Raw genomic sequence first — 22,489 nt, 5'->3', positions numbered from 1 at the left:
GTTGCTCCCCCGCCTGGACTCGAACCAGGAACCCTTCGGTTAACAGCCGAATGCTCTGCCAATTGAGCTACAGGGGACTAACCCGATCGCGGGACGACTCTAGCGTACTGGCACGAGCGCACCCAACTACCGGGGACCGGCCCCGGACGCGAGCGCGGCGCAGCGGGTCGCCGGCCGGTGAGGCAGGATGGAGCCATCGATCGTCGGGAGGAACGTTTTGATCCGGTATGTCGTGGTGCTTGGACTGGGTTACGTGCTGGGCTCGAAGGCCGGGCGTCGGCGGTACGAGCAGCTCGTCGGCACGTATCGCGCGCTGACCAGCAGTCCAATGGCCAAGTCAATGATCGAAGGGGGACGCCGTAAGGTCGCCAATCGAATCTCCCCGGACACCGGTTTTGTCACGCTGACGGAGATCGACGACCAGACGGCCGTCGTGGAACGCGACGTCGACGCCGCGGCCGAGGACGCGCTGGCTCCGTCTAATCGCCGCCGCTAGCCTGCTCCAACAGGCTGCGCCGGTAGGACTCCATCGCCACCAGGTCGCCGAACAGGGCGTGGTACTCGTCGCCCTGCTCGATCGGCGACATGCGCTGCAGCTTCGACTTCACCTCGGCGATCTGCCGGCCCATCCACACCTCTTGCAGGCGGGCCAGCACGCCGCCGATGTATCGCGGCAGCTTCTCCTCGTCGACCTGGATGGCCTCCACGCCCAGCTCGCTGGCCAGGCCGGCCGTCAGGGGCGACGAGGCATGCTCACGCACCGCCTCGATCCACTGCCCGCCCGAAATCCCGCTCGACGTACCGCCCGCGGTCGCGATGGCCGCGCGGATGGCGGCGTAGCCGGGATGCGTGAAGCTTTCCACGGTCAGCGAGTCGAACACCGGCCCCGCGAACGCCGGGTACTGCAGGGCCGCCTTCAGCGCCTCCCGTTGGGGCCACAGCGTGGGGTCACGTGGGTCCGGACGGCCGACGGCTGCCTGCGCCGCGGCGGGCGCCGACTCGGCGGCGCGGCGGGAAGCTCTGGGCGCCGAACCGCCGCGGGCTTGCGCGTTGGTGGTTTTGGCCTGGCTGCGCACCCGGTCGATGACCTGGGCGACATCGTCCCAGCCGACCCATCCCGCAAGCTGGCGGGCGTACTCGTCGCGCAGCGTCGAGTCCTTGATCTGGCCCACCATCGGCACACAGCGGCGCAGCGCGGCAACCCGGCCCTCGGCGCTGTCCAGATCCATCTCGGCGATCGCTGAACGGATCGCGAATTCGAACAGCGGCGTCCGCCGCGCGACGAGATCGCGTAGCGCGCCGTCGCCGGATTTCAGCCGCAGATCGCAGGGATCCATGCCGTCCGGCGCGACGGCCACAAACGACTGTCCCGCCAGGTTCTGCTCGCCGCCGAACGCCTTGAGCGCGGCGGCCCGTCCGGCCGCGTCGCCGTCGAAAACGTAGATCAGTTCGCCGCGAAAGAAGCTGTCGTCCATCATCAGTCGGCGCAGCATCGACAGATGCTCGTCGCCGAACGCGGTCCCGCACGAGGCGACCGCGGTGGTGACGCCGCTCAAATGCATCGCCATCACGTCGGTGTAACCCTCGACGACGACGGCCTGGTGTCCCTTGGCAATGTCGCGTTTGGCCAAGTCGAGGCCGAACATCACGTTCGACTTCTTGTACAGCAGCGTCTCGGGGGTGTTGATGTACTTGGCTTCCATCGGATCGTCGTCGAACAGCCGCCGGGCCCCGAAACCGATCACCTCGCCGGCCGAACTCCGGATGGGCCACAACAACCGGCGGTGGAAGCGGTCCATCGGTCCGCGGCGTCCCTGCCTAGACAGGCCGGCCGCTTCCAGTTCTTTGAACTCAAAACCCTTGCGCACCAGATGCTTCGTCAACGAATCCCAGCCCGACGGCGCGAAGCCGCAACCGAAGTGACGGGCCGCGTCGGCGTCGAAGTTCCGCTCTGTCAGGTACTGGCGGGCGGGTGCGGCCTCGTCGGATTCCAGGGCCGCCGCATAGAACTCCGCCGCCGCCGCGTTGGCCGCGACGAGCCGGCTGCGGCTACCGCGGTCGCGCTGGACGCTGGTGGCCGAGCCGGAGTAATTGATGGTGTGGCCGATCCGGTCGGCCAGCAGTTCTACGGCCTCGACAAAACTGACGTGTTCGATCTTCTGGATGAACGCGTACACGTCGCCACCCTCGCCACAGCCGAAGCAGTGGAAGTGGCCGTGGTTGGGGCGGACGTGAAAGGACGGCGACTTCTCGTCGTGGAACGGGCACAGGCCCTTGAGCGAATCGGCGCCGGCACGCCGCAATTGGACGTAATCGCCGATGACTTCATCGATGCGCACCCGTTCGCGGATGGCCGCGATATCGCGGTCGGGAATCCGGCCGCGACCCCGGGCACGGCCATCGCCCTCCGCGCGTGAACCTACCGGGCTCGACATCGGCTCAGTCTAAGGCGCGACGGCGAAAGCTAGCCGGTACCGATGACACCGCAGGCGACGCGATCCATCGCGTTCTCGGTGTCCTGGGCGCCGTGCAGCATCAGCGCGGTCTTGTTGCCCGCCAGCAGATCGTCCCGGTTGAACGAATCGGTGGTCGTCACCAGGTACGCCGAGCCGTCCTGACGCACCTCGAGCGACGCCAGATCGCCGCTTTCCGGCTTACCGGTGTGGCCGGGGGCCTGGTAGTGACCGCCGGCGGACAAGAAGTTCCCGGGCGCACCACCGGTGGGAGCCACCGAGTTCGGCTCGCACTTGCCGATCTCGTGCACGTGCAGGCCATGGATGCCGGGCGTCAAGATGCCCGGCGCCACCGACTTCACGGTGACGGTCACATAGCCGCCGGTGAAGTCGAAGGTCGCGGTGGCCGCCGAGCGACCATCGGGCGTCTTCAGTTCCGCGCTGAGCGACCCGCCTGCGGGGGCCGGGGTCGTGGTCTCACCGGACGACGTCGGGCCGGCACTCTTCACCGGAGGGGTGGTGCCCGGCTGGGTGCTCGCATGCTGCGGTGAACTGCAGGCTGTCATGGCGACGACGGGAAGTCCCATCACGAAGGAGGCCACAAAGGACGAGCCGCTGAATGTCTTCATGCCGGCGAGCCTAACTCGCGGCGGCTCCGCTTTTTCCCGGACCGGACGACTTGGAGCGCGCCGGTGGCTAGCGCCCGGCTTGGCGCACGTCGATCCGTTCGAGCCGACCCTCGGTGTACGACGCGATCTGGTCGACGATGACCCGCCAGCGGCCGCCGTCATCGGCAGCGGTGTTAAAGGCCGCAGCAAAGACCGGATCGAGCGTTCGGGGCGCCCCCGCATACAGCCAGTGCGCCACCCGGTGGATGCGCTCACGCTGTCCGGCTTGGGTTTCCTGATGCCGCGGATCGGACATGATGAATTGCAGGGCCAAGATTTTCAGCAAGGCGACCTCGGCACGCACCAGGTCGGGAACCCGCAGTTCGGCCTGATAGCGCACGAGCGGTCCGGGACCCGCCGCCGCGCGGGTGGTGGAGATGGCGGCCGAGGCGAACCTGCCGACCAACTCACTGGTCAACCGTTTCAGCGCGACCGAAGCCGCGAGCGTGGCGTCGTACTTGCCGACGGCCGCGACCACCGGCAATGCGGAAAGCCGCCGCGCGGCCGCCATGAAGTCATCGGCACGTACCCGGGAGAATTCGGTCTCGCCCAACTCGGCCAAGGCGGCGGCCTCGTCATCGTCGCCGAGCACCCGCAGGTCGATGCGTTGAGACACCACACCGTCCTCGACGTCGTGCACCGAGTACGCCACGTCGTCGGCCCAGTCCATGACCTGCGCTTCCAGGCACATGCGGCCCTCCGGAGCACCCGCTCTAACCCAGGTGGCCGGCTCGCGATCGTCATCGTAAAACCCGAACTTGCGTTGTCCTTCGCCGCGGGGCCACGGATACTTGGTAACCGCGTCCAGCGATGCCCGAGTCAGATTAAGCCCCGCGCTATTGCCTTGCGCATCAAGAACTTTGGGCTCAAGGCTGGTCAAAATTCGGAAGTTCTGGGCGTTGCCCTCGAAGCCCCCGTAATCCGCTGCGACCTCATCGAGGGCGCGTTCACCGTTGTGGCCGTAGGGCGGGTGGCCGATGTCGTGGGCCAGCCCCGCCAGCTCGACCAGGTCGAGGTCGCAGCCCAGGCCGATCGCCATCCCCCGCCCGATCTGGGCCACCTCGAGCGAGTGAGTCAGCCGAGTGCGCGGTGTATCACCTTCTCGCGGCCCGACCACCTGAGTCTTATCGGCCAGTCGGCGCAACGCGGCGCTGTGCAGAACCCGCGCGCGATCGCGGGCGAAGTCGGTGCGGTGCTGACCCTCGGTGCCCGGCAGACCCGCAGTCTTCGGCGCTTCGGCCACCCGTCGCTGCCGGTCGAAGTCGTCGTATGGGTCGTGCTGGTTTCCGGTCACCGACGCACAGTCTGCCAGGGAATGCCCGCCGGAGGCCGACTCGACTCAGGCCTAATGGGATGCGTTGCGGCGGGGTTGTGCCCAACCACTGCGCTTGGCATCGGGTCCTATTGGCCTGCATCGCGGCGGGGCTAGATTGGCCCTATGCGCACCGCTCGCCTGATCGCCGCGATCGCGACGATCCTCACGGTCGGCCTCACCGGGGGGTTGCTGCTGGCCCCGTCCGCAGGCGCGCAACCACCATTCCGGTTGGCCGACTACGTCACTGACAACGCCGGAGCGCTGTCGGATTCCGGGCGCAGCGCGGTCAACGCCGCCCTGAACAAGCTGTACACCGACCGCCACATCCGGCTGTGGGTGGTTTACGTCGACAACTTCTCCGGCCACCCCGCGGCCGGATGGGCACAACGCACCATGAGCAGCAGCGACCTGGGCGACTACGACGCGCTGCTGGCCGTCGGCACCGTCAGTCATGACTATGCGTTCCTGGTGCCGTCCACGATCAAAAGCATCAACGCAAATCAAGTCGATAAGTTGCGGCGCAACAGGATCGAGCCCGCCCTGCACAACGGCGACTGGAGCGGCGCCGCGGTGGCGGCGGCCAACGGGCTGGACACCTCGCCAAGCTCGTGGGGCCGCGTGGCCATGCTGGCCGTATTGGCGGGCATCCTCATCGCGCTGGCGATCCTGTTATTGGCCATGCATTATCGCGGCAGGCGCCGTCGCGCCGCGGCGCTGGCCGCGGCACGCCGAGTCGATCCCACCGACGCGAACGCGCTGGCGGAGGTTCCGCCGCAGGCACTCGACGACCTCTCCCGCGAACTGGTGGTGGACGTCGACAATGCGATCCGCACCAGCGCGAATGAATTGGACCTGGCCGTCATCGAATTCGGCGAGGACCGCACCCAGCCATTCACGCAGGCCGTGACGAACGCCAAAGCGGCTCTGTCCCAGGCATTCACGATCCGGCAGCAACTTGACGACGCGATACCCGAGACACCGGCGCAGCGCCGCGACCTGCTGACCCGGCTGATCGTCTCGGCGGCGCGCGCCGACCGCGAACTGGAGTCGCAAACCGAGGCCTTCGAGAAGTTGCGCGATTTGGTGATCAACGCCCCCACCCGCCTGGACTCGCTGACGCAGCAGTACGTGGAACTCACCACCCGCATCGCGCCGGCCGAACAACGACTCGCCGCTCTGCACAACGACTTCAGTGCCGCCGCGTTGACTTCGGTGTCCGGCAACGTCACGACGGCCAAGGAGCGGCTGGTGTTCGCCGACCGCAACATCGGCACCGCCCGTGAGCTTGCCGCCCAAGCCGTCAGCGGAGAGCAAACCCGTCTGGTCGATGCCGTCCGGGCCGCCGAGTCAGCGCTGGGCCAAGCTCGCTCGCTGCTCGACGCAATCGACCACGCGGCCGGCGACATTGCGCACGCCATCGACCGGCTGCCGTCGGCGATGACCGACATTCAGAACGACATCACGCGCGCACACGAACTGCTGCAGCAGACAGCGAAACTCAAAACCGCCCACACCAGTGATCTGGTCGCGGCGCGCGACGCCGCCATCAGGGCCGTCGAAAGCGCACGAGCCGGTGCTTCCGACGATCCGCTGAGCGAGTTCGCGCAGCTGACGAAGGCTGATGCCGCCCTCAACGGCCTGCTGGCCACGCTGGCCCAGGAGCAGGCCGCGGCCGAACAGCTGAACCGGTCATTGGAGCAGGCGGTGTTCACCGCGCAGTCGCGAGTGCGCGCGGTGTCGGACTACGTCGATACACGTCGGGGCAGCATCGGCCCCGAAGCTCGCACCCGGCTGGCCGAAGCCAAACGGCATCTGGAAGCCGCGCAGGACAAGCGATCGACCCTCCCCTCCGAGGCGATCGCGCACGCCAATGCGGCATCGACGCTGGCTGCCACGGCGCAGTCCCTGGCCAACGACGACGTGCAGCGGGCGCAGCGCGCCTACATGGGTCGCGGCGGCAGCGACATGGGTGCGATGCTCGGCGGGATCATCATCGGCAACGTCCTCAGCGGGGGCATGCGAGGCGGATTCGGCGGTTGGAGCCCGACCTCGTTCGGCGGCAGCCCGAGTTCGTCCGGCGGCGGTTTCATGGGTGGCGGCGGCCGATTCTGAGCAGCGCGTAACCCCGGCGATCGCAGCGGCTTTGGGTTTTCTGCGGTCTCAACCAGCTGCCGGGGAATGCGGTATCACGCCTGGGGTCCTTGGCGTCGTCTCGCCTTCGCGCCCACTTCGCGCACCATCCGCGGCCTGCGTCGGGCGGGGCTCGTCGGCCGTCTGCTCGGGAGCTTGGGCGCCGACGTCCGAGTTCGGCGCCCAATGGTCATAGTCATCTGGCGGAACGACCACGCCCCACTTGAGGGGAACCGACAGCCCACCGAGCACGCCGGACTCACCTCGAACCGCAGACACCGTGTCATCCGGCAACGGCGAACGGAGAGGCAAAAGCACGTCTGCCCCCTTCCACAGCCGACGAAAGCGTTCGGATGCTGTGGCGAATCGAATTCACGCCTACCGATTCACATCGTAAGACAAACTGAAGAAAATATGCGGGAATCGCCGAAGATACTTTTATCGAGCACATGCTCAACGGTGCGCAACCCTGCTGTCAGCTTCGCGAGGACAGCAGCCGAGCGCCGCCATCCACATGGCGACGCCAGGCGTCCGACACTGCTATGCAGTGGGGAGCCGATCCCAGACCCGTTGGTATCCAAGGCTTTAGGGCCGTAATCGAGGCAGTCTCCGAATAGCCGAACCGGGCCGTCCATAGCGACCTGGTAGTCGGTTCTGGCTCTGGTCGCCCGGTGAACCAGTGGACCGGCGGCGGGTTTTTACGACACGTATTAGATGAATTCGTGCGTCGTCATACAACGGTTGTTGCCGCGCATGTACGTATATCCGAAAGCGTTAATTCGGTTGTTTTGCACAATATGCACGTCTACACCAGCAGCCCCGCCGCACTATCCCGGCCGGTTGCGTGGAACCACCTTGGGACGAGACCTCACCACCTGTGCCCTGGTCCCGCGGTCCTCCCCCTCGGGACTCTTCTCGTCCACCGGCATCGCCGCCATCGGTGCGCCGCTACCGGACTCGGTTGCTGCCGCCGCAGCCGACGCCTCAGCGTCCACACCGGTCAATGCCGGAGCGGTGAGGTAAGCGGGCATCGACCCTTGCCACGCGGGGGGCACCGACATCGACCCGACGAACCGCGCGCTGCCCAGTCCGGCCGTCGCAACGCCCAGGGTGCCCAACCCCCCACCAGCCAACGGCGGCAGGTCAGATAGCGCGCTACCCGCGCTTTGGGGCGCACTGGGTTGCGCGCCGGCAGCGCCGACCAATTCCGGTGCCGCCGGGGGCGCCAATGCGGGGGGCGCCGCGGGTGGCGCCGGGCCCGCACTCTGGGCAAGCGTCATCATCGGCGTCATCAACGCGGTTGCCGGGTAGGCTCCGGCCTGCGCGACGGTCGACAATGCGGCCACCGGCGTCGACGAGAGCACTGACGTCAACGACGAGACGGCCGGCGAGAGCGCAGAAAACGCCGACTGCAACTGGGCGGCGAAAGCGGTTCCCAGCGACGACAACCCCTGGAAGAACTGCGACGCAAAACTCAAGGGTGTGGCCGCCAATGCGCCCAGGTCCGCCAGATCCGCAGACTGCGCGCTACCTCCCAGGGCCGCCGGTGGCGCGCCGAAATTCGGCAATGCCTGCGCCATCGATTGAGCCCCGGCCTGATAGCCCAGCATCGCGGCCACGTCTTGCGCCCACATCTCGACATACTCGAGCTCGGTCTGCGCGATCGCCGCCGTGTTCACGCCGAAAAAGTTCGTCGCGATCAAGACGAGCAGCCGGGCCCGATTCGCCAGCACCTCCGGCAGCGGCACCGTCGCCACCAGCGCCTCCTCGAAAGCCAGGGCCGCCATCCGGGCCTGCAAGGCCGCGACCTCAGCCTGTGCCGCAGCAATGAGCAGCCATTCCACGTAGGGCGCCGCGGCCGTGGTCATCGATACCGACGACGGCCCGAGCCAGGGGCCACTGGCCAAATCCGAAACCACCGTGTCGAAAGACGATGCCGAGGATGACAGATCGACTGCCAGCCCATCCCAGGCCGCGGCCGCCTCGAACAGAGGTCCGGACCCCGGGCCGCCAAATATCAGGGCCGAGTTGATCTCAGGAGGGAAGAACACAAATGCGGGAATCAATCGCAACCCCAACCGACCGAGTCAACGGCTCCTGCCCCGGACGGCTCAACGTTCACCCGAGGCGTTAGTCACCTACTTATACCGCAGTCGGGATCTTAAGGTACCCGCACGCGATAGGCCGAATTCTGTGACGACGTATCGCCACATGCGCGACGAAGAGCTGCGGCCCTACAGCGGCGCAGAAAATCTTTTACGACGCCTGGAAGGACCCCGGGAAGTACGCGATCAACAGCCCTTGAGGCGCACCGCCAGATAATCGGAGACGGCATTCATCGGGACCCGTTCCTGGGACATGTCGTCGCGCTGGCGTACCGTAACGGCGTCGTCCTCGAGTGAGTCGAAATCCACCGTCACGCAAAACGGTGTTCCAATCTCATCCTGGCGCCGATATCGCCGTCCGATGGCACCGGCGTCATCAAAATCGATATTCCAGAAATTGCGTAATTCGGCGGCCAAGTCTCGCGCTTTGGGACTCAAGTCGGCGTGGCGAGACAGCGGAAGCACCGCAGCCTTGACCGGAGACAGGCGCGGGTCGAGACGCAGAACAGTGCGTTTCTCCATTTTGCCCTTGGCGTTCGGGGCTTCGTCCTCCACATAGGCGTCGATCAAGAACGCCATGAACGACCGCGTCAGGCCGGCGGCCGGCTCGATCACATACGGCGTGTATCGGGTGTCGGTGACCTGGTCGTAGAACGACAGGTCGACGCCGGAATGCTTGGCGTGCGTCGACAAGTCGAAATCGGTCCGGTTGGCGACACCTTCGAGCTCACCCCACGGGTTACCGGCGAAACCGAACTTGTACTCGATATCGACGGTGCGGTCGGAATAGTGCGACAACTTGTCGGCCGGATGTTCAAACAACCGCAAGTTCTCGGGGTTGATACCAAGCTCGACATACCACTGCAACCGGGTGTCGATCCAGTACTGATGCCATTCCTTCGCCGTCGACGGCTCGACGAAGAACTCCATTTCCATCTGTTCGAACTCGCGGGTCCGAAAAATGAAGTTGCCCGGGGTGATCTCGTTGCGAAAACTCTTGCCTATCTGGCCGATGCCGAAAGGCGGCTTCTTGCGGGCCGTCGTCACCACGTTGGCGAAGTTGACGAAGATGCCCTGCGCGGTCTCCGGGCGCAGATAGTGCAGGCCCTCCTCGGTCTCGATCGGACCCAGGTAGGTCTTGAGCATCATGTTGAACTCGCGCGGCTCGGTCCACTGGCCCGGCTCGCCGGTCTCTGGGTCGCGGATGTCGGCCAGGCCGTTGGGCGGCGGATGCCCGTGTTTGGCTTCGTAGGCCTCGATGAGATGGTCGGCGCGATAGCGCTTGTGGGTGATCAACGACTCGACCAGCGGGTCATGGAAGACCTCGACATGCCCGGAGGCAACCCACACTTGCCGCGGCAAGATGATCGATGAATCCAGGCCCACGACGTCCTCGCGTCCGGTGACCACCGAGCGCCACCACTGCCGTTTGATGTTCTCCTTGAACTCCACGCCCAGCGGGCCGTAATCCCACGCCGATCGCGTGCCGCCGTAGATCTCGCCGGAGGGAAAGACGAAGCCGCGCCGTTTGGCGAGGTTCACTACGGTGTCGATGACAAACGCCACGGGGTGGTGCACTCCCTCTCCGGGTTTGGGCGGGCACGCGCGGCGGTAGACCGCGGTGCGCAGAGCATCAGTCATGGTAGCGATCGACGCCGGGGTCTTTGACATGCGTCATCATGCATGTGACAGTGGATGGCAGCCGATAACGACATTCAATGGCGGATACTTTTCCCACTACCTGGCACTTCTCGAGGTGATGCCGCTCCGATGATGACGTCCCCGTCACCTTCTGCCTCGATGCCCGCCGCCGACGACGGCGACTCGGACCTGGGCGTGGTCGCCCACGACCACGAACCGCTCGGCGCCGGCGGGCGTTCCGGCCTAACCGCCTATCCCGTGCCGCCGCCGCGGGACATCCTCGATGCCGCCGGTGAGTTGTTGCGCGCGCTGGCCGCGCCCGTGCGAATCGCGATCGTGTTGCAGTTGCGCGAGTCCCATCGCTGCGTGCACGAGCTGGTGGACGCGCTCGGCGTGCCCCAGCCGCTGGTCAGCCAGCACCTGAAGATTCTCAAGGCGGCCGGGGTCGTCACCGGGGAGCGATCCGGTCGCGAAGTGCTGTATCGGCTCGCCGACCATCACCTCGCGCACATCGTGGTGGACGCCGTCGCGCACGCCGGTGAGGAGCCGCGCCAATGACCGGGACCAGCGTCCGCTCCACCCGGCAGCGTGCCGCGATCTCCACCTTGCTGGAGACGCTCGATGAATTTCGCTCGGCCCAAGAGCTGCATGACGAGCTGCGCCGGCGCGGCGAGAACATCGGCCTGACAACTGTTTACCGGACGCTGCAGTCGATGGCCGCGGCCGGGATGATCGACACGCTGCGCACCGACACCGGCGAGTCGGTCTACCGCAGGTGTTCCGAGCACCATCATCACCACCTGGTCTGCCGCGGCTGCGGCGCCACCATCGAGGTGGGTGATCACGAGGTCGAGCAGTGGGCCGCGGAAGTGGCCGCCAAGCATGGCTTCTCGGATGTCAGCCACACCATCGAAATCTTCGGTACCTGTTCGGATTGCAACGGCCGATAGCCGATTACGCCGTCAGCGTCCGACGTATCCCCGCTCCGGTGTCCAGCACCAACAGGATCAGCGTCCTCAAGGCTTCGTCGGTCAGGCCGCCGCCGGGGAAGTTGTAGCGCAGCATCACGTCGGCGGTTTTCGACGCGCCCTTGCCCGAATTACGTTGCACGGCCTTCTCATTGATCTTCTCTATCAGGTTTACGCTGCCGAAATTGCTGTCGCGGGCCTGCGCGGCGACTTGTTCGCTGACCTTCTTGGTCAGCGGCAGATCCCACGCCAAGATCTGGGTGAGCGACACCAGGTCGAGGCCCTCGGCGATGGTCACCACGCGCAGCGAGGCGATAGTGCCGTCGTGGCGCACGGTGACCGCGCCGTCGGGCTCCTCCTCAAGCGAAAGGACGTCGCCGAGTATCGACGCCAGGCGTTTCTGTAGCGACGGCACTATGCACTCCCGAATCTGCGGTTGCGAGAAGCGTATTCCTCACACGCCGCCCATAGGTCGCGGCGGTCGTAGTCGGGCCACAGCTTGTCCTGAAAGACGTACTCGGCGTACGCCGCCTGCCACAACATGAAATTGCTGGACCGATGCTCCCCCGAGGTCCGCAGGAACAAATCCACATCGGGAATGTCGGGCCGCTGCAGGTGATGCGTCACCGTCGACTCGCTGATACGCTCCGGATTCAGCCGGCCGGCGGCGGCCAAGCGCGCGATTTCCTTTGTAGCCTCGGCGATTTCGGCGCGGCCGCCGTAGTTGACGCAGTAGTTCACGGTGATCACGTCGTTGTCCTTGGTCATGTCCTCCGCGATCGCCAATTCATTGATCACGCTACGCCACAAGCGTGGCCGCGAGCCCACCCACCGGATCTTGACCCCGATTGTCTTCAGGTTCACCCGACGCATGCGCACCACATCGCGGTTGAACCCCATCAGGAAGCGGACCTCCTCGGGGGAACGCTTCCAGTTTTCCGTGGAGAATGCGTAGAGGCTGAGCCATTTGATGCCGATTTCGATTGCGCCGCAGACGATGTCGATCACCACCGCCTCGCCCGCCTTATGGCCGTCGGTGCGGGTCAGCCCCTGTTGGGTCGCCCAGCGGCCGTTACCGTCCATCACGATGGCCACATGATTGGGCAGTCGGGCGGCCTCGATTCTGGGCGGGGCCGCCTTGGAGATGTGCTGTGGTGGCCGGCACGGCCCCCCGTCGGCGGACGGCGGCAGCTCCGGAAAGACGACCGGCCAGGTCGACTTGTCGGGAAACACCGGATAGTCGTCGGGTGCGGGGGGCAGCTGCGGGAAATCGGCTGACGCCCTTGCGGGCTCGGCCTTTCGGCCAGAGCCGCCGGCCCAGAGTTTAGCCACAGTCCATATCCTGCCCGATCAGCGCCGCGCGCTGTTCGGCAATGGTGCGATCGACGTGATACGTCCGTTCCACGAGCGGCAACGTTTTGAGCTGCCGCTCCAAATGCCACTGCAGGTGCGCGGCCACCAGACCGCTGACGTAGTTGCGGTGCGATTGCGGCGTTTTTTCGGCGAAGTCCCAATCGCCGTCGTGGAGCGCGGACATCAGGTCCAGCACTCCCGGTGGTGGCGTCGTCGAACCGGCCGGGCGGCAGTGTGTGCAGACGCTGCCGCCCGCACCGACGTGGAATGCCCGATGGGGACCGGGAGTGGCGCAACGGGCGCAATCTCCCAGCGCCGGCGCCCATCCGGCGATGCCCATTGCGCGCAGCAGGTAGGCGTCGAGCAAAAGGCCCCGGGACCGCCGGCCGTCGGCCACCGCCCGCAACGCACTCACCGTGAGCCCGTGCAGGGCCGGGGCGGGCGCCCGCTCCTCGCCGGCGAGGCGCTCGGCGGTTTCCAGCATGGCGCAGCCGCAGGTGTAACGGCCGTAGTCATTGACGATGTCGGTGGCGAACGCGTCAATGGAGACGACCTGGATGACGATGTCGAGGTTGCGGCCGGGATGCAGCTGCACGTCGATGTGTGCAAACGGCTCCAGCCGCGCACCGAATTTGCTGCGAGTGCGGCGCACGCCCTTGGCGACCGCACGGACCAGCCCGTGATCGCGAGTAAGCAAGGTGACGATCCGGTCGGCTTCGCCGAGCTTGTGCTGGCGCAACACAACAGCTCGGTCTCGGTATAGCCGCATCACAACAGTTTTGCACCCCGCCGCGACATTATGGGTATCCGCGCCGTTAGTCTCGTACCCCGTGATTGGCGCTTCTGGGTCGGGTCCTGGGTCCATTGCAGGATCCGGCCACCGGCGCCTGCCCACGCTGACTGACCTGCTCTATCAGCTGGCCAGCCGGTCGGTGACGTCCACCACATTGGTGGGCCGCTCCCTGCACGCCATCCACGCCAGCCAGCCCACACTGAACGCCTTCCGGGTGGTGCTCACCGAATCAGCGCTGGCCGACGCGGCGGAGGCCGACCGGCGACGCGCGGCCGGGGACACCGCCCCTCTGCTGGGGATCCCGATCGCCGTGAAAGACGACGTCGACGTTGCCGGGGTGCCCACCGCCTTCGGGACCGAGGGGTCGGTCCCGCCGGCCACGCACGACGCTGAGGTGGTGCGTCGCCTGAAGGCCGCCGGCGCCGTCATCGTCGGCAAGACGAACACCTGTGAACTCGGCCAATGGCCGTTCACCAGCGGACCCGGCTTCGGCCATACCCGCAACCCCTGGTCGCGCCGGCACACCCCGGGTGGATCGTCCGGCGGCAGCGCGGCGGCGGTCGCGGCCGGCCTGGTCACCGCCGCGATCGGCTCCGACGGCGCCGGCAGTATCCGCATCCCCGCGGCGTGGACGCACCTGGTGGGCATCAAACCGCAGCGTGGCCGCATCTCGACCTGGCCGTTGCCGGAGGCCTTCAACGGCATCACGGTCAACGGTGTGCTGGCCCGGACCGTGGCTGATGCGGCGTTGGTGCTCGATGCCGCATCAGGCAACGTCGAGGGCGATCGGCACCAGCCGCCCCCGATTACCGCGTCCGACTATGTGGGGAAAGCCCCGGGCCCGCTGAACATCGCGCTGTCCACCCGGTTCCCGTACACCGGCTTCCGGCCGAAGCTGCACCCGGAAATCCTGGCCGCGACGCGAGCCGTCGGCAAGCAACTCGAATTGCTCGGCCACACCGTGGTGCCGGGCAACCCCGATTACGGCATGCGGCTGTCCTGGGACTTCCTCGCCCGGTCCACCTCGGGCCTACGGGAGTGGGAGGAGCGACTGGGCGACGGCGTGGTGCTGGACCCCCGCACCCTGTCCAACCTGCGCATCGGCGCGTTATTGGGGCAAGCCATCCTGCGCACCGCCCGCCGCCACGAAGCGGACGACCAACGCCGGGTGGGCTCGATATTCGACATCGTCGATGTCGTGTTAGCTCCGACCACCGCCCAACCGCCGCCGCTGGCGCGTGCCTTCGACCGGTTGAGTGGCTTCGGCACCGACCGCGCCATGATCGCGGCGTGCCCCCTGACGTTCCCGTGGAACGTCCTGGGCTGGCCGTCGATCAACGTTCCGGCCGGCTTCACCTCCGACGGTTTGCCGATCGGTGTGCAGCTGATGGGTCCGGCACACAGCGAGGGCCTGCTGATTTCGCTCGCCGCCGAACTGGAAGCCGTCTGCGGATGGGCCAGCGAACAGCCGCAGTCGTGGTGGGACCAGACCACCGATGCTCCCGGCTGACGTCTTAACCACCAGCAAGCGTTTCCGCAGGTATTAAGGCGAATCAGCCGCTGACAACCCGGGTACTCGTTGGCGATGGACCAATCGACCGCTCCCCTGCTCGAGGCGCTGGCAGATTATCGGGACAAGAACCGCTACGGATTCACGCCACCGGGCCACCGCCAAGGTCGTGGCACCGATGACCGCGTGCTGCAAATTCTGGGCCGCGAACCGTTCCTCGATGACGTGCTGGCCAGCGGCGGGCTGGATGCGGGCATGGCGAACCGCGGCCGACGACTTCGAGCCGCCGCCGGATATCGCGCTGCCTTCGCCGGCGGATCGCCAGCGCGGCACGGCTGTGACCGTTAAAAGCCCAGTCGGCCAAGCTGTTTGGGGTCGCTCTGCCAATTTTTGGCGACCTTGACGCGCAGGTCGAGGTACACCTTCGTGCCCAGCAACTTCTCGATCTGGGCGCGCGCGGCGGTACCGACCTCTCGCAGCCGGGCGCCGCCCTTGCCGATGACGATGCCCTTCTGGCTGTCGCGTTCGACGTAAAGCAGGGCATGGACGTCGATCAGGTCGTCACGATCCGGCCGCGGGTTGACTTCGTCGATGACCACCGCCAACGAATGCGGCAGCTCGTCACGAACGCCCTCGAGGGCGGCCTCCCGAATGAATTCGGCCATCAGAACCTCTTCGGGCTCGTCGGTCAGCTCACCGTCGGGGTAATACGCCGGCCCATGCGGCAGCGCGGCGGCCAGCACGTCGATCAAGATGTCCATTTGAGCGCCGGTCACCGCCGACACCGGAACGATCTCGGCAGAGTCACCGACCAGCTCGCTGACCGCCACCAACTGCGCGGCTACCCGATCTTTGGGCGCCTTGTCGATCTTGGTGACGATCGCGACCAGAGTCGTCTTCGGCGCGGTCGAACGGATTTGTTCGACGATCCACCGGTCTCCCGGACCGATCGCTTCGTCGGCGGGAATGCACAGCCCGATCACGTCGACTTCGGAATAGGTATCGCGCACAAGGTCGTTGAGGCGCTTGCCCAGCAAGGTGCGCGGTCGGTGCAGGCCTGGCGTGTCGACCAGGATGATCTGGAAGTCGTCTCGATGCACGATGCCGCGGATGGTGTGCCGGGTGGTCTGTGGCCGCATCGAGGTGATCGCGACCTTGGTCCCGACGAGCGCATTGGTCAGTGTCGATTTCCCAGTGTTGGGGCGACCGACCAAACATACGAAGCCGGAACGAAATTCAGTCATGCGGCCCGGGCTCCTCGCCATCGGGCGAATCGTCGGATTCGACCGGGCTGAGCAAAACGGTGTTAATCCGTACCCGGCCCCGGTGATCGGTGCCGCCTTCGGCCCGCAGCCGCAGACCGTGCGAAACCACCTCGGCGCCCGGCAGCGGCACCCGGCCCAATTCCAGGGCGAGCAGGCCGCCGACGGTGTCGACGTCGAGGTCGTCGTCGAACTCCACGTCGTATAGCTCGCCCAGGTCTTCTATCGGTAGCCGCGCCGACACCCGGAAGTGCTTGTCGCCCAAGTCTTCGATCGGCGCCGTCTCCGCCTGGTCGTACTCGTCGGCGATCTCGCCGACGATCTCTTCCAGCACATCTTCGATGCTGACCAAGCCGGCGATCGCGCCGTACTCGTCGACGAGAAGAGCCATGTGGTTGCGGTCGCGCTGCATTTCCCGCAGCAGAGAGTCCAGAGGTTTGGAATCCGGCACGAAGACCGCGGGGCGCATCACCGTCGACACCGGAGGGGTCCGCCCGCCGTCGCCGGACAAAACCGTATGCTGAACAAGGTCTTTCAGATACACGACCCCGACGACGTCGTCGACGTTCTCGCCGATCACCGGGATGCGGGAATGCCCGCTGCGCACCGCCAAGTTGATGGCCTGGCTGGCGGACTTGTCGCTTTCGATCCAGATCATCTCGGTGCGCGGGACCATCACCTCGCGGGCCGGGGTGTCACCGAGTTCGAAGACCGACTGGATCATCTTGCGCTCTTCGGCCGCGACCACGCCGCGCTGCTGAGCCAGGTCGACGACTTCGCGCAATTCGATCTCGGAGGCGAACGGCCCGTTCCGCAGCCCGCGGCCGGGGGTCACCGCGTTACCCAGCACCACCAGCAACCGGCTGATCGGCATCAACAGCCACGAGATCGCTTGCAGCGGAAGCACCGTCGTCAGCGCAATGGAGTAGGCGTTCTGACGACCGAGGGTGCGTGGGCCCACCCCCATGACGACGAAGCTGGTCACCACCATGATGGCGGCCGCGCCGAACAATCCCCATCTCAGCCCGAAGTTGTCATAGAGAAACACCACCAGCAGTACGGTCGCCGTGATCTCGCAGGCGATCCGCAGCAGCACCACCAGGTTGATGTAGCGCGGCCGTTCCGACATCACCTTGGACAACGCCACCGCCCCGGGCCGCTCGTCGCGCACCAACTCCTGAACCCGGGCCAGCGACACCGTGCTGATTGCCGCATCGATCGCCGCGAACAGCCCGCCCAGCGCGATCAGCGCGACTGCACCGAACAGCTCAGACCAGCCCGTCAATTGTCGACATACCTTGACTCGGTCACTGACTCCCCTGTGGCTTTGGCCTGCAGCTTAGGTGTCAGCCTGCTGCTCCCCGCTCCGATTCCGGCGGTTGAGCAACCAGGCGATCAGACCCACCACTACCGCAAACCCCCCGAAGCGCAACGGCAGCGTCCACCCTGATTGTTGGGGCTGACCGGGCTCCTGGTGGTGAACGGCCAGTAGCACCAAGAAACTGCCGTCGTCCGTCGGCCCGACGCCCGGTGTCGGCTGGGTCTTGATCACCCTGATCTGGGCGGGGGCGCTGCTGGAATTGTCGATCTGCCCCCACGCCAGCGTGGAGTCGTCGAGCAGGAAGGTATCCTGACCGCCCGCCGGTTGGCCGCCGTCGTGACCCACCACCGCAACGTGGCCCACTTCGACGGTCTCGCCTTTGGCGGGAACGAACACCGTGACATTCTCGTACAGCTTCGGCGGAACCGGCGGCTTGTAGTCCGGTGGCGGCGCGCCGTTGTTCGGCGGCGGTATTGAGCCCCCGCCGTAAAAGCTGCCGGCCGCCACATAGCTGTCGCTGACCGCGGTGAACGGGGCGACGCCGACGCTGGTCGCGTCGAGCACCATCCGCGCTCCGCGCGGCAGGTACGCCTGCTGGTAGGCGCCGTTGTAGAAGTAGTGCAGCGTAACCGGCTGATTGAGCGGGTTGTAGATCGTCGGGCGACGATAGGCGTCGTCGTAGTCGAGGTACTCCCAGTGGCGCGGCCGGACGAACTTCTGATCGTCAATCTTGAGGATGTCGACGTTGTCGCGGTGAGAACTCACGACGTTCTGCACCTGCTGGTTGGGATCAACCTGGGTGGGCGGCTTCGGTGGGTTGGCGGGGTCGACGCGCGTCAGCGGTGCGGCCTTGGCCGCCGCGATCGCCAACGACGGCGCATCCAGGCCACGCGGCGGTGCCACCACCGGGGCGTTCCGTGGTGCGTCCGGCCCCGGCGGACTGATCTCCTGCACCGGAAGCAAACCGGAGTTGGGCGGCGGAAGTATCAGCGGACCCTCCACCGGCGACGGGAGCGGGGGCGGCTCGTACACCGGAATGGGAATTGGCGGAATTGGCTTGGGCGCGGTGCTCGGGGGTCCTTGGACGCCATGGCGGTCCTCGTTGCATACGTTCGCCGTGTGATAGGCGTTCACGTAGAACATGCAGTGCTCGCAGGCGACCGGGTTCGATCCCGCGCCGGCACACGGGGCCGCCAGCGCTTGAGTGTCGGTAATGACCCACACCGGCAAGGGCGCGAACGCGATGGCAGCTGCCGCCAGAATGTTGAACGGCCTCAATTGTCGAAATACCTTGACTTGTCGAGCAATCGACGGTCCCGTTCCTGCTGGCGGTCCTGGTGGTAGGCCTCGACCTGGTCGGCGACCCATTCTTCGAGCAACCGGTCCTGCAGGGCGAACATCTCCTTCTCCTCGTCCGGCTCGGCGTGGTCGTAACCGATCAGATGAAGCACGCCGTGGATGGCCAGCAGCGCCAGCTCGTGCCCCAGACTGTGGCCCGCCGAGGCGGCCTGACCGGCGGCGAATTCCGGGCACAGCACGATGTCGCCCAGCATGGAGGGTCCCGGCTCGGGGGCGTCCGGGCGTCCACCCGGCTCGAGCTCGTCCATCGGAAAGCTCATCACGTCGGTCGGGCCGGGCAGGTCCATCCAGCGCATGTGCAGGTCGGCCATCGCGGCGGTGTCCAGGAGCACCATCGACAGCTCGGCAGCCGGATTGACGTCCATCTTGGCGATGACGAACCGCGCGACGCTGATCAGTTCGGCTTCGGAGACGTCAATACCCGATTCGTTGGATACCTCAATGCTCATAGAACCCACTCACCGCACCATCATCGGCGACCGTGCGAGCCCGTCGCCCGCCGCGACGCCCGGTTCATCGCCAGACCAGGCTCTTCGAATTTCGCATAAGCGTCGACGATCTCCGAGACCAGCCGGTGGCGGACCACGTCCACACTGGTCAGCTCGGCGATGTGGATGTCATCCACGCTGTCCAGGATTTCCATCGCCGAGCGTAGGCCGGATTTCGCGCCGCCCGGAAGGTCGACCTGCGTGATGTCGCCGGTGACCACGATCTTCGATCCGAAGCCCAGTCTGGTGAGGAACATCTTCATCTGCTCGGCGGTGGTGTTCTGCGCCTCGTCGAGGACGATGAACGCGGAGTTCAACGTGCGGCCGCGCATATACGCCAGCGGAGCCACCTCGATGACTCCGGCGGTCATCAGTTTGGGGATCAGCTCGGGATCCATCATGTCGTACAGTGCGTCATACAACGGCCGCAGATAGGGATCGATCTTCTCGCTGAGTGTGCCGGGCAAAAAGCCAAGCCGCTCACCGGCTTCCACGGCCGGGCGGGTCAAGATGATGCGGTTTACCTGTTTGGTCTGCAACGCGTTGACCGCCTTGGCCATCGCCAGATACGTCTTGCCGGTGCCGGCCGGGCCGACCCCGAAGACGATGGTGTTGGCGTCGATGGCGTCGACGTAGCGCTTCTGATTGAGCGTCTTGGGCCGGATCGTCTTGCCCCGCCGCGACAAGATGTCCAGGGTCAGCACTTCGGCCGGGGACTCGTTGTCGGTGCCGGCCAGCATGGCGACGCTGTGGCGAACCACCTCCGGGGTCAACGGCTGGCCACCGGCAACGATCGCGACCAGTTCGGAGATCGCCCGCTCGGCGAGCGCGACGTCGGCGGGCTCACCCGCGAGGGAGACCGCATTGCCACGCACATGCAAGTCGGCGTTCAAGCTGCGCTCCAGGGCCCGCAGGTTCTGGTCCGCCGAACCCAACAAGCCCATCACGACATCGGGCGGAACATCGATGCTGCTACGAACCTGAGCAGAGGCCGGGACGGCTCCGGCAGCGTCAGCGGCGCTGGTCTCGCGGGGTGTCACGTGGCTCTCGATGCCTGCTTTCTCGGCTTGTCGGTGGGTTGCTGGGCCGTCTCAGTCTACGCCGAGGGCTCCGGTTGGTCAGTGTTCAGCAACGTACTCGACGCCGCGTCGCCGTCGCGACCCGGCGGCGCAACGTCGTTTGCCGGCACGTCCCCGCGCTGGTCCCAGCGCGGGGTCAGCACCCCGAGCGCGCCCAGGGCCACAGCCGCGGCCGTCGACGTCCGCAGCACCTGGGGACCGAGCCGCACCGCCGCCGCGCCGGCGTCGCACAGCGCCGCCATCTCGTCCTCTGCGATCCCGCCTTCTGGACCGACCAGCAGCAGCAGTGAATTCGCTTGTGCCAGATCGATATCGGCGAGTCGGTCGGTGGCCGACTCGTGCAAGGCCAACGCCGTTGCGCCGGCGCCCACCTCCGCGCGAATCCGCTGTGTCAGCTCCGTGGTGGACAACACGCCGTCGACCGGGGGGATGTGCGCCCGACGGGACTGCCGGGCCGCCGACCGGACGACGGCACGCCATCGGCGCAACCCCTTGTTGACCCGATTGCCCTGCCAGTTAGCCACGCAGCGCGCGGCGTGCCACGCGACGAACGCGTCGGCGCCGGCCTCGGTGGCCAGCTCGACGGCCAGCTCCGAACGCTCCGACTTGGGCAGCGCCTGCACGATGGTCACGGACGGGGACCCCGGCGCCACACTCCAGCGCTCGAGGACCCGTGCGCGCAACCCGTCGCGCCCGGCGTGCTCCACCTCGCAATGGGCCAGGGTTCCGGCGCCGTCGCCGAGGACGAGTCGCTCGCCGGGACGGATTCGCCGCACGGAGGCGGCGTGAAAACCCTCGTCGCCGCCCAGCACGGCGAGCGAGCCGGGCTCGGGCAGCTTGTCGAGGTAGAACAGGGTCGCGACCATGGCGCGCCTCCGGGCGCCAGACTAGCGACCGGTGAAGGTTTCGCGGAGCCGGCTGAACAAGCCTCCGCCGGCGTGAGTCGAGCGGACCTCGGGCACATCGCGGCTGCGGTGAGTCTTGAACTCGCGCAGCAGTTCGGTGTCGCGGTGGTCCAGCCGGGCGGGAACCACCACCTCGACGTGGACATGCAGGTCACCTCGGGTGCCGGACCGCAGATGCGGCATGCCGTGACCACGCAGCGTGATGACCGAGCCCGGTTGCGTCCCCGGCGGAATGGTGATCTCGCTGACGCCGTCCAAAATCGCGTCGATGGTGATGGTGGCGCCCAGCGCGGCGTCAACCATCGGCACCGAAACCGTGCAGTGCAGGTCGTCGCCTTCGCGGACGAAGACGTCGTGGGCCTGTTCGTGCACCTCGACGTACAGGTCACCGGCCGGCCCGCCACCGGGCCCGACCTCGCCCTGCGCGGCGAGCCGCACGCGCATGCCGTCGCCAACGCCGGCCGGGATCTTGACGCTGATCTCGCGGCGGGCGCGCACCCGGCCGTCGCCCATGCACTGGTGGCACGGATCGGGGATGACGACGCCGACGCCACGGCACGTCGGACACGGCCGCGACGTCATCACCTGCCCCAGCAGCGAGCGCTGCACCGTCTGCACCTCGCCGCGGCCACCGCAGGTGTCGCAGGGCACCGGTACCGAATCACCGTTGGTGCCCTTACCCTGGCATCGGTCACACAGGACCGCGGTGTCCACGGTGACCTGCTTGGTCACGCCCGTGGCGCACTCTTCGAGGTCAAGCCGCATCCGCAGCAGCGAGTCGGAGCCCGGCCGCACCCGCCCGATCGGACCGCGGGAGGTCGCGCCGCCGCTGAAGCCGCCGCCGAAGAAGGCCTCGAACACGTCGCCCAGGCCGCCACCGAATCCGCCGAAACCGCCGCCCGCCGCGGCCGCGTTCTCCAGTGGGTCCCCGCCCAGGTCGACGACCCGCCGCTTCTCGGGATCGCTCAACACCTCGTATGCGACGCTGATCTCCTTGAATTTCGCCTGCGCGGCCTCGTCGGGGTTGACGTCCGGATGCAGTTCGCGCGCCAGCTTGCGGTACGCGCGCTTGATCTCCGCGTCGCTGGCGTTTCTGCTCACGCCGAGCAGCCCGTAGTAATCGCGTGCCACGCTTGACT

20 protein-coding genes, 1 tRNA gene and 2 pseudogenes are annotated in these 22,489 nt (G+C 66.7%); 6 read left to right on the top strand and 17 right to left on the bottom strand.

Annotated features, from left to right (window positions below):
* Positions 1 to 4: 4 nt before the first annotated feature.
* Positions 5 to 77, bottom strand: a tRNA-Asn gene (locus AC5Y4F_RS05630).
* Positions 78 to 217: 140 nt separating this feature from the next.
* On the opposite strand from AC5Y4F_RS05630, the gene AC5Y4F_RS05625 reads away from it, so the two are divergent.
* Positions 218 to 496, top strand: coding sequence for a hypothetical protein (locus tag AC5Y4F_RS05625; RefSeq protein ID WP_067934465.1), 279 nt, complete (start codon positions 218 to 220; stop codon positions 494 to 496).
* On the opposite strand, the gene dnaG is transcribed toward AC5Y4F_RS05625, so the two are convergent.
* The 3 genes from dnaG to AC5Y4F_RS05610 form a co-directional block, all read right to left on the bottom strand.
* Entirely contained in the window at positions 480 to 2,435 is a 1,956-nt protein-coding gene (dnaG, locus tag AC5Y4F_RS05620; protein ID WP_067934467.1) for a DNA primase, read from the bottom strand. The genes AC5Y4F_RS05625 and dnaG overlap by 17 nt on opposite strands.
* 29 nt (positions 2,436 to 2,464) lie before the next feature.
* Positions 2,465 to 3,082 carry a superoxide dismutase[Cu-Zn] gene (gene sodC, locus AC5Y4F_RS05615; protein WP_082947609.1) on the bottom strand — a complete coding sequence of 206 codons (618 nt, stop codon included), beginning with the start codon at positions 3,080 to 3,082 and terminating at the stop codon, positions 2,465 to 2,467.
* A 67-nt stretch (positions 3,083 to 3,149) separates the two neighbouring features.
* On the bottom strand, positions 3,150 to 4,415 hold the full coding sequence (locus AC5Y4F_RS05610) for a deoxyguanosinetriphosphate triphosphohydrolase (RefSeq protein WP_067934469.1): 1,266 nt from the start codon (positions 4,413 to 4,415) through the stop codon (positions 3,150 to 3,152).
* 144 nt (positions 4,416 to 4,559) lie between these two features.
* On the opposite strand from AC5Y4F_RS05610, the gene AC5Y4F_RS05605 reads away from it, so the two are divergent.
* On the top strand, positions 4,560 to 6,548 hold the full coding sequence (locus AC5Y4F_RS05605; RefSeq protein ID WP_499995431.1) for a TPM domain-containing protein: 1,989 nt from the start codon (positions 4,560 to 4,562) through the stop codon (positions 6,546 to 6,548).
* 48 nt (positions 6,549 to 6,596) lie between these two features.
* On the opposite strand, the gene AC5Y4F_RS05600 is transcribed toward AC5Y4F_RS05605, so the two are convergent.
* The 3 genes from AC5Y4F_RS05600 to AC5Y4F_RS05590 form a co-directional block, all read right to left on the bottom strand.
* Complete coding sequence (locus AC5Y4F_RS05600; protein ID WP_082947610.1) at positions 6,597 to 6,818, bottom strand: hypothetical protein; 222 nt, start codon at positions 6,816 to 6,818, stop codon at positions 6,597 to 6,599.
* 575 nt (positions 6,819 to 7,393) lie between these two features.
* Positions 7,394 to 8,632 (bottom strand): PPE family protein, encoded by a 1,239-nt coding sequence (locus AC5Y4F_RS05595; RefSeq protein ID WP_499995791.1) that lies wholly within the window; start codon positions 8,630 to 8,632, stop codon positions 7,394 to 7,396.
* A 225-nt stretch (positions 8,633 to 8,857) separates the two neighbouring features.
* Positions 8,858 to 10,249, bottom strand: coding sequence for a glycine--tRNA ligase (locus tag AC5Y4F_RS05590; protein ID WP_499995789.1), 1,392 nt, complete (start codon positions 10,247 to 10,249; stop codon positions 8,858 to 8,860).
* 192 nt (positions 10,250 to 10,441) lie between these two features.
* On the opposite strand from AC5Y4F_RS05590, the gene AC5Y4F_RS05585 reads away from it, so the two are divergent.
* Together AC5Y4F_RS05585 and AC5Y4F_RS05580 are read left to right on the top strand one after the other, a co-directional pair.
* A complete protein-coding gene (locus tag AC5Y4F_RS05585; RefSeq protein WP_197520561.1) occupies positions 10,442 to 10,870 on the top strand; it encodes an ArsR/SmtB family transcription factor in 429 nt (142 codons plus the stop codon).
* Positions 10,867 to 11,262 (top strand): Fur family transcriptional regulator, encoded by a 396-nt coding sequence (locus AC5Y4F_RS05580; protein WP_067934475.1) that lies wholly within the window; start codon positions 10,867 to 10,869, stop codon positions 11,260 to 11,262. Before AC5Y4F_RS05585 ends, AC5Y4F_RS05580 begins: the two co-directional genes overlap by 4 nt.
* A 4-nt stretch (positions 11,263 to 11,266) precedes the next feature.
* On the opposite strand, the gene AC5Y4F_RS05575 is transcribed toward AC5Y4F_RS05580, so the two are convergent.
* From AC5Y4F_RS05575 to recO, 3 genes are read right to left on the bottom strand one after another with little or no spacing between them, the layout of a single operon-like run.
* A complete protein-coding gene (locus tag AC5Y4F_RS05575; RefSeq protein ID WP_067934477.1) occupies positions 11,267 to 11,695 on the bottom strand; it encodes a hypothetical protein in 429 nt (142 codons plus the stop codon).
* On the bottom strand, positions 11,695 to 12,612 hold the full coding sequence (locus tag AC5Y4F_RS05570) for a decaprenyl diphosphate synthase (RefSeq protein ID WP_082947611.1): 918 nt from the start codon (positions 12,610 to 12,612) through the stop codon (positions 11,695 to 11,697). The genes AC5Y4F_RS05575 and AC5Y4F_RS05570 overlap by 1 nt, the downstream gene beginning before the upstream one ends.
* Positions 12,605 to 13,402, bottom strand: a complete 798-nt coding sequence (gene recO, locus AC5Y4F_RS05565) for a DNA repair protein RecO (RefSeq protein WP_499995428.1) — start codon at positions 13,400 to 13,402, stop codon at positions 12,605 to 12,607. The genes AC5Y4F_RS05570 and recO overlap by 8 nt, the downstream gene beginning before the upstream one ends.
* 61 nt (positions 13,403 to 13,463) lie before the next feature.
* Here recO and AC5Y4F_RS05560 point away from each other — a divergent pair, with 61 nt between their 5' ends.
* Both AC5Y4F_RS05560 and AC5Y4F_RS05555 read left to right on the top strand, forming a co-directional pair.
* Positions 13,464 to 14,936 carry an amidase gene (locus AC5Y4F_RS05560; protein ID WP_067934481.1) on the top strand — a complete coding sequence of 491 codons (1,473 nt, stop codon included), beginning with the start codon at positions 13,464 to 13,466 and terminating at the stop codon, positions 14,934 to 14,936.
* 75 nt (positions 14,937 to 15,011) lie between these two features.
* Positions 15,012 to 15,221, top strand: a pseudogene (locus AC5Y4F_RS05555) (ornithine decarboxylase); the annotation flags it as partial.
* A 59-nt stretch (positions 15,222 to 15,280) separates the two neighbouring features.
* Here AC5Y4F_RS05555 and era read toward each other — a convergent pair.
* The 7 genes and pseudogenes from era to dnaJ form a co-directional block, all read right to left on the bottom strand.
* Positions 15,281 to 16,180: a GTPase Era gene (gene era / locus AC5Y4F_RS05550; protein WP_499995425.1), complete on the bottom strand. Its 900-nt coding sequence runs from the start codon at positions 16,178 to 16,180 to the stop codon at positions 15,281 to 15,283.
* Positions 16,173 to 17,483: a hemolysin family protein gene (locus tag AC5Y4F_RS05545; RefSeq protein WP_499995424.1), complete on the bottom strand. Its 1,311-nt coding sequence runs from the start codon at positions 17,481 to 17,483 to the stop codon at positions 16,173 to 16,175. The genes era and AC5Y4F_RS05545 overlap by 8 nt, the downstream gene beginning before the upstream one ends.
* A gap of 54 nt (positions 17,484 to 17,537) precedes the next feature.
* Positions 17,538 to 18,797 carry a hypothetical protein gene (locus AC5Y4F_RS05540; RefSeq protein ID WP_499995423.1) on the bottom strand — a complete coding sequence of 420 codons (1,260 nt, stop codon included), beginning with the start codon at positions 18,795 to 18,797 and terminating at the stop codon, positions 17,538 to 17,540.
* Positions 18,794 to 19,327, bottom strand: coding sequence for an rRNA maturation RNase YbeY (ybeY, locus tag AC5Y4F_RS05535; RefSeq protein ID WP_067934488.1), 534 nt, complete (start codon positions 19,325 to 19,327; stop codon positions 18,794 to 18,796). The genes AC5Y4F_RS05540 and ybeY overlap by 4 nt, the downstream gene beginning before the upstream one ends.
* A 20-nt stretch (positions 19,328 to 19,347) precedes the next feature.
* Positions 19,348 to 20,406 carry a PhoH family protein gene (locus tag AC5Y4F_RS05530; RefSeq protein WP_067934489.1) on the bottom strand — a complete coding sequence of 353 codons (1,059 nt, stop codon included), beginning with the start codon at positions 20,404 to 20,406 and terminating at the stop codon, positions 19,348 to 19,350.
* A gap of 85 nt (positions 20,407 to 20,491) precedes the next feature.
* Positions 20,492 to 21,311, bottom strand: a pseudogene (locus tag AC5Y4F_RS05525) (16S rRNA (uracil(1498)-N(3))-methyltransferase).
* A 21-nt stretch (positions 21,312 to 21,332) separates the two neighbouring features.
* Positions 21,333 to 22,481 carry a molecular chaperone DnaJ gene (dnaJ, locus tag AC5Y4F_RS05520; RefSeq protein WP_067934493.1) on the bottom strand — a complete coding sequence of 383 codons (1,149 nt, stop codon included), beginning with the start codon at positions 22,479 to 22,481 and terminating at the stop codon, positions 21,333 to 21,335.
* Positions 22,482 to 22,489: the final 8 nt, after the last annotated feature.

The organism is Mycobacterium sp. NGS56 (assembly GCF_059812425.1).
Note: the sequence above shows the minus strand (reverse complement) of the source record. Positions and strands in the feature narration are given on the sequence as shown.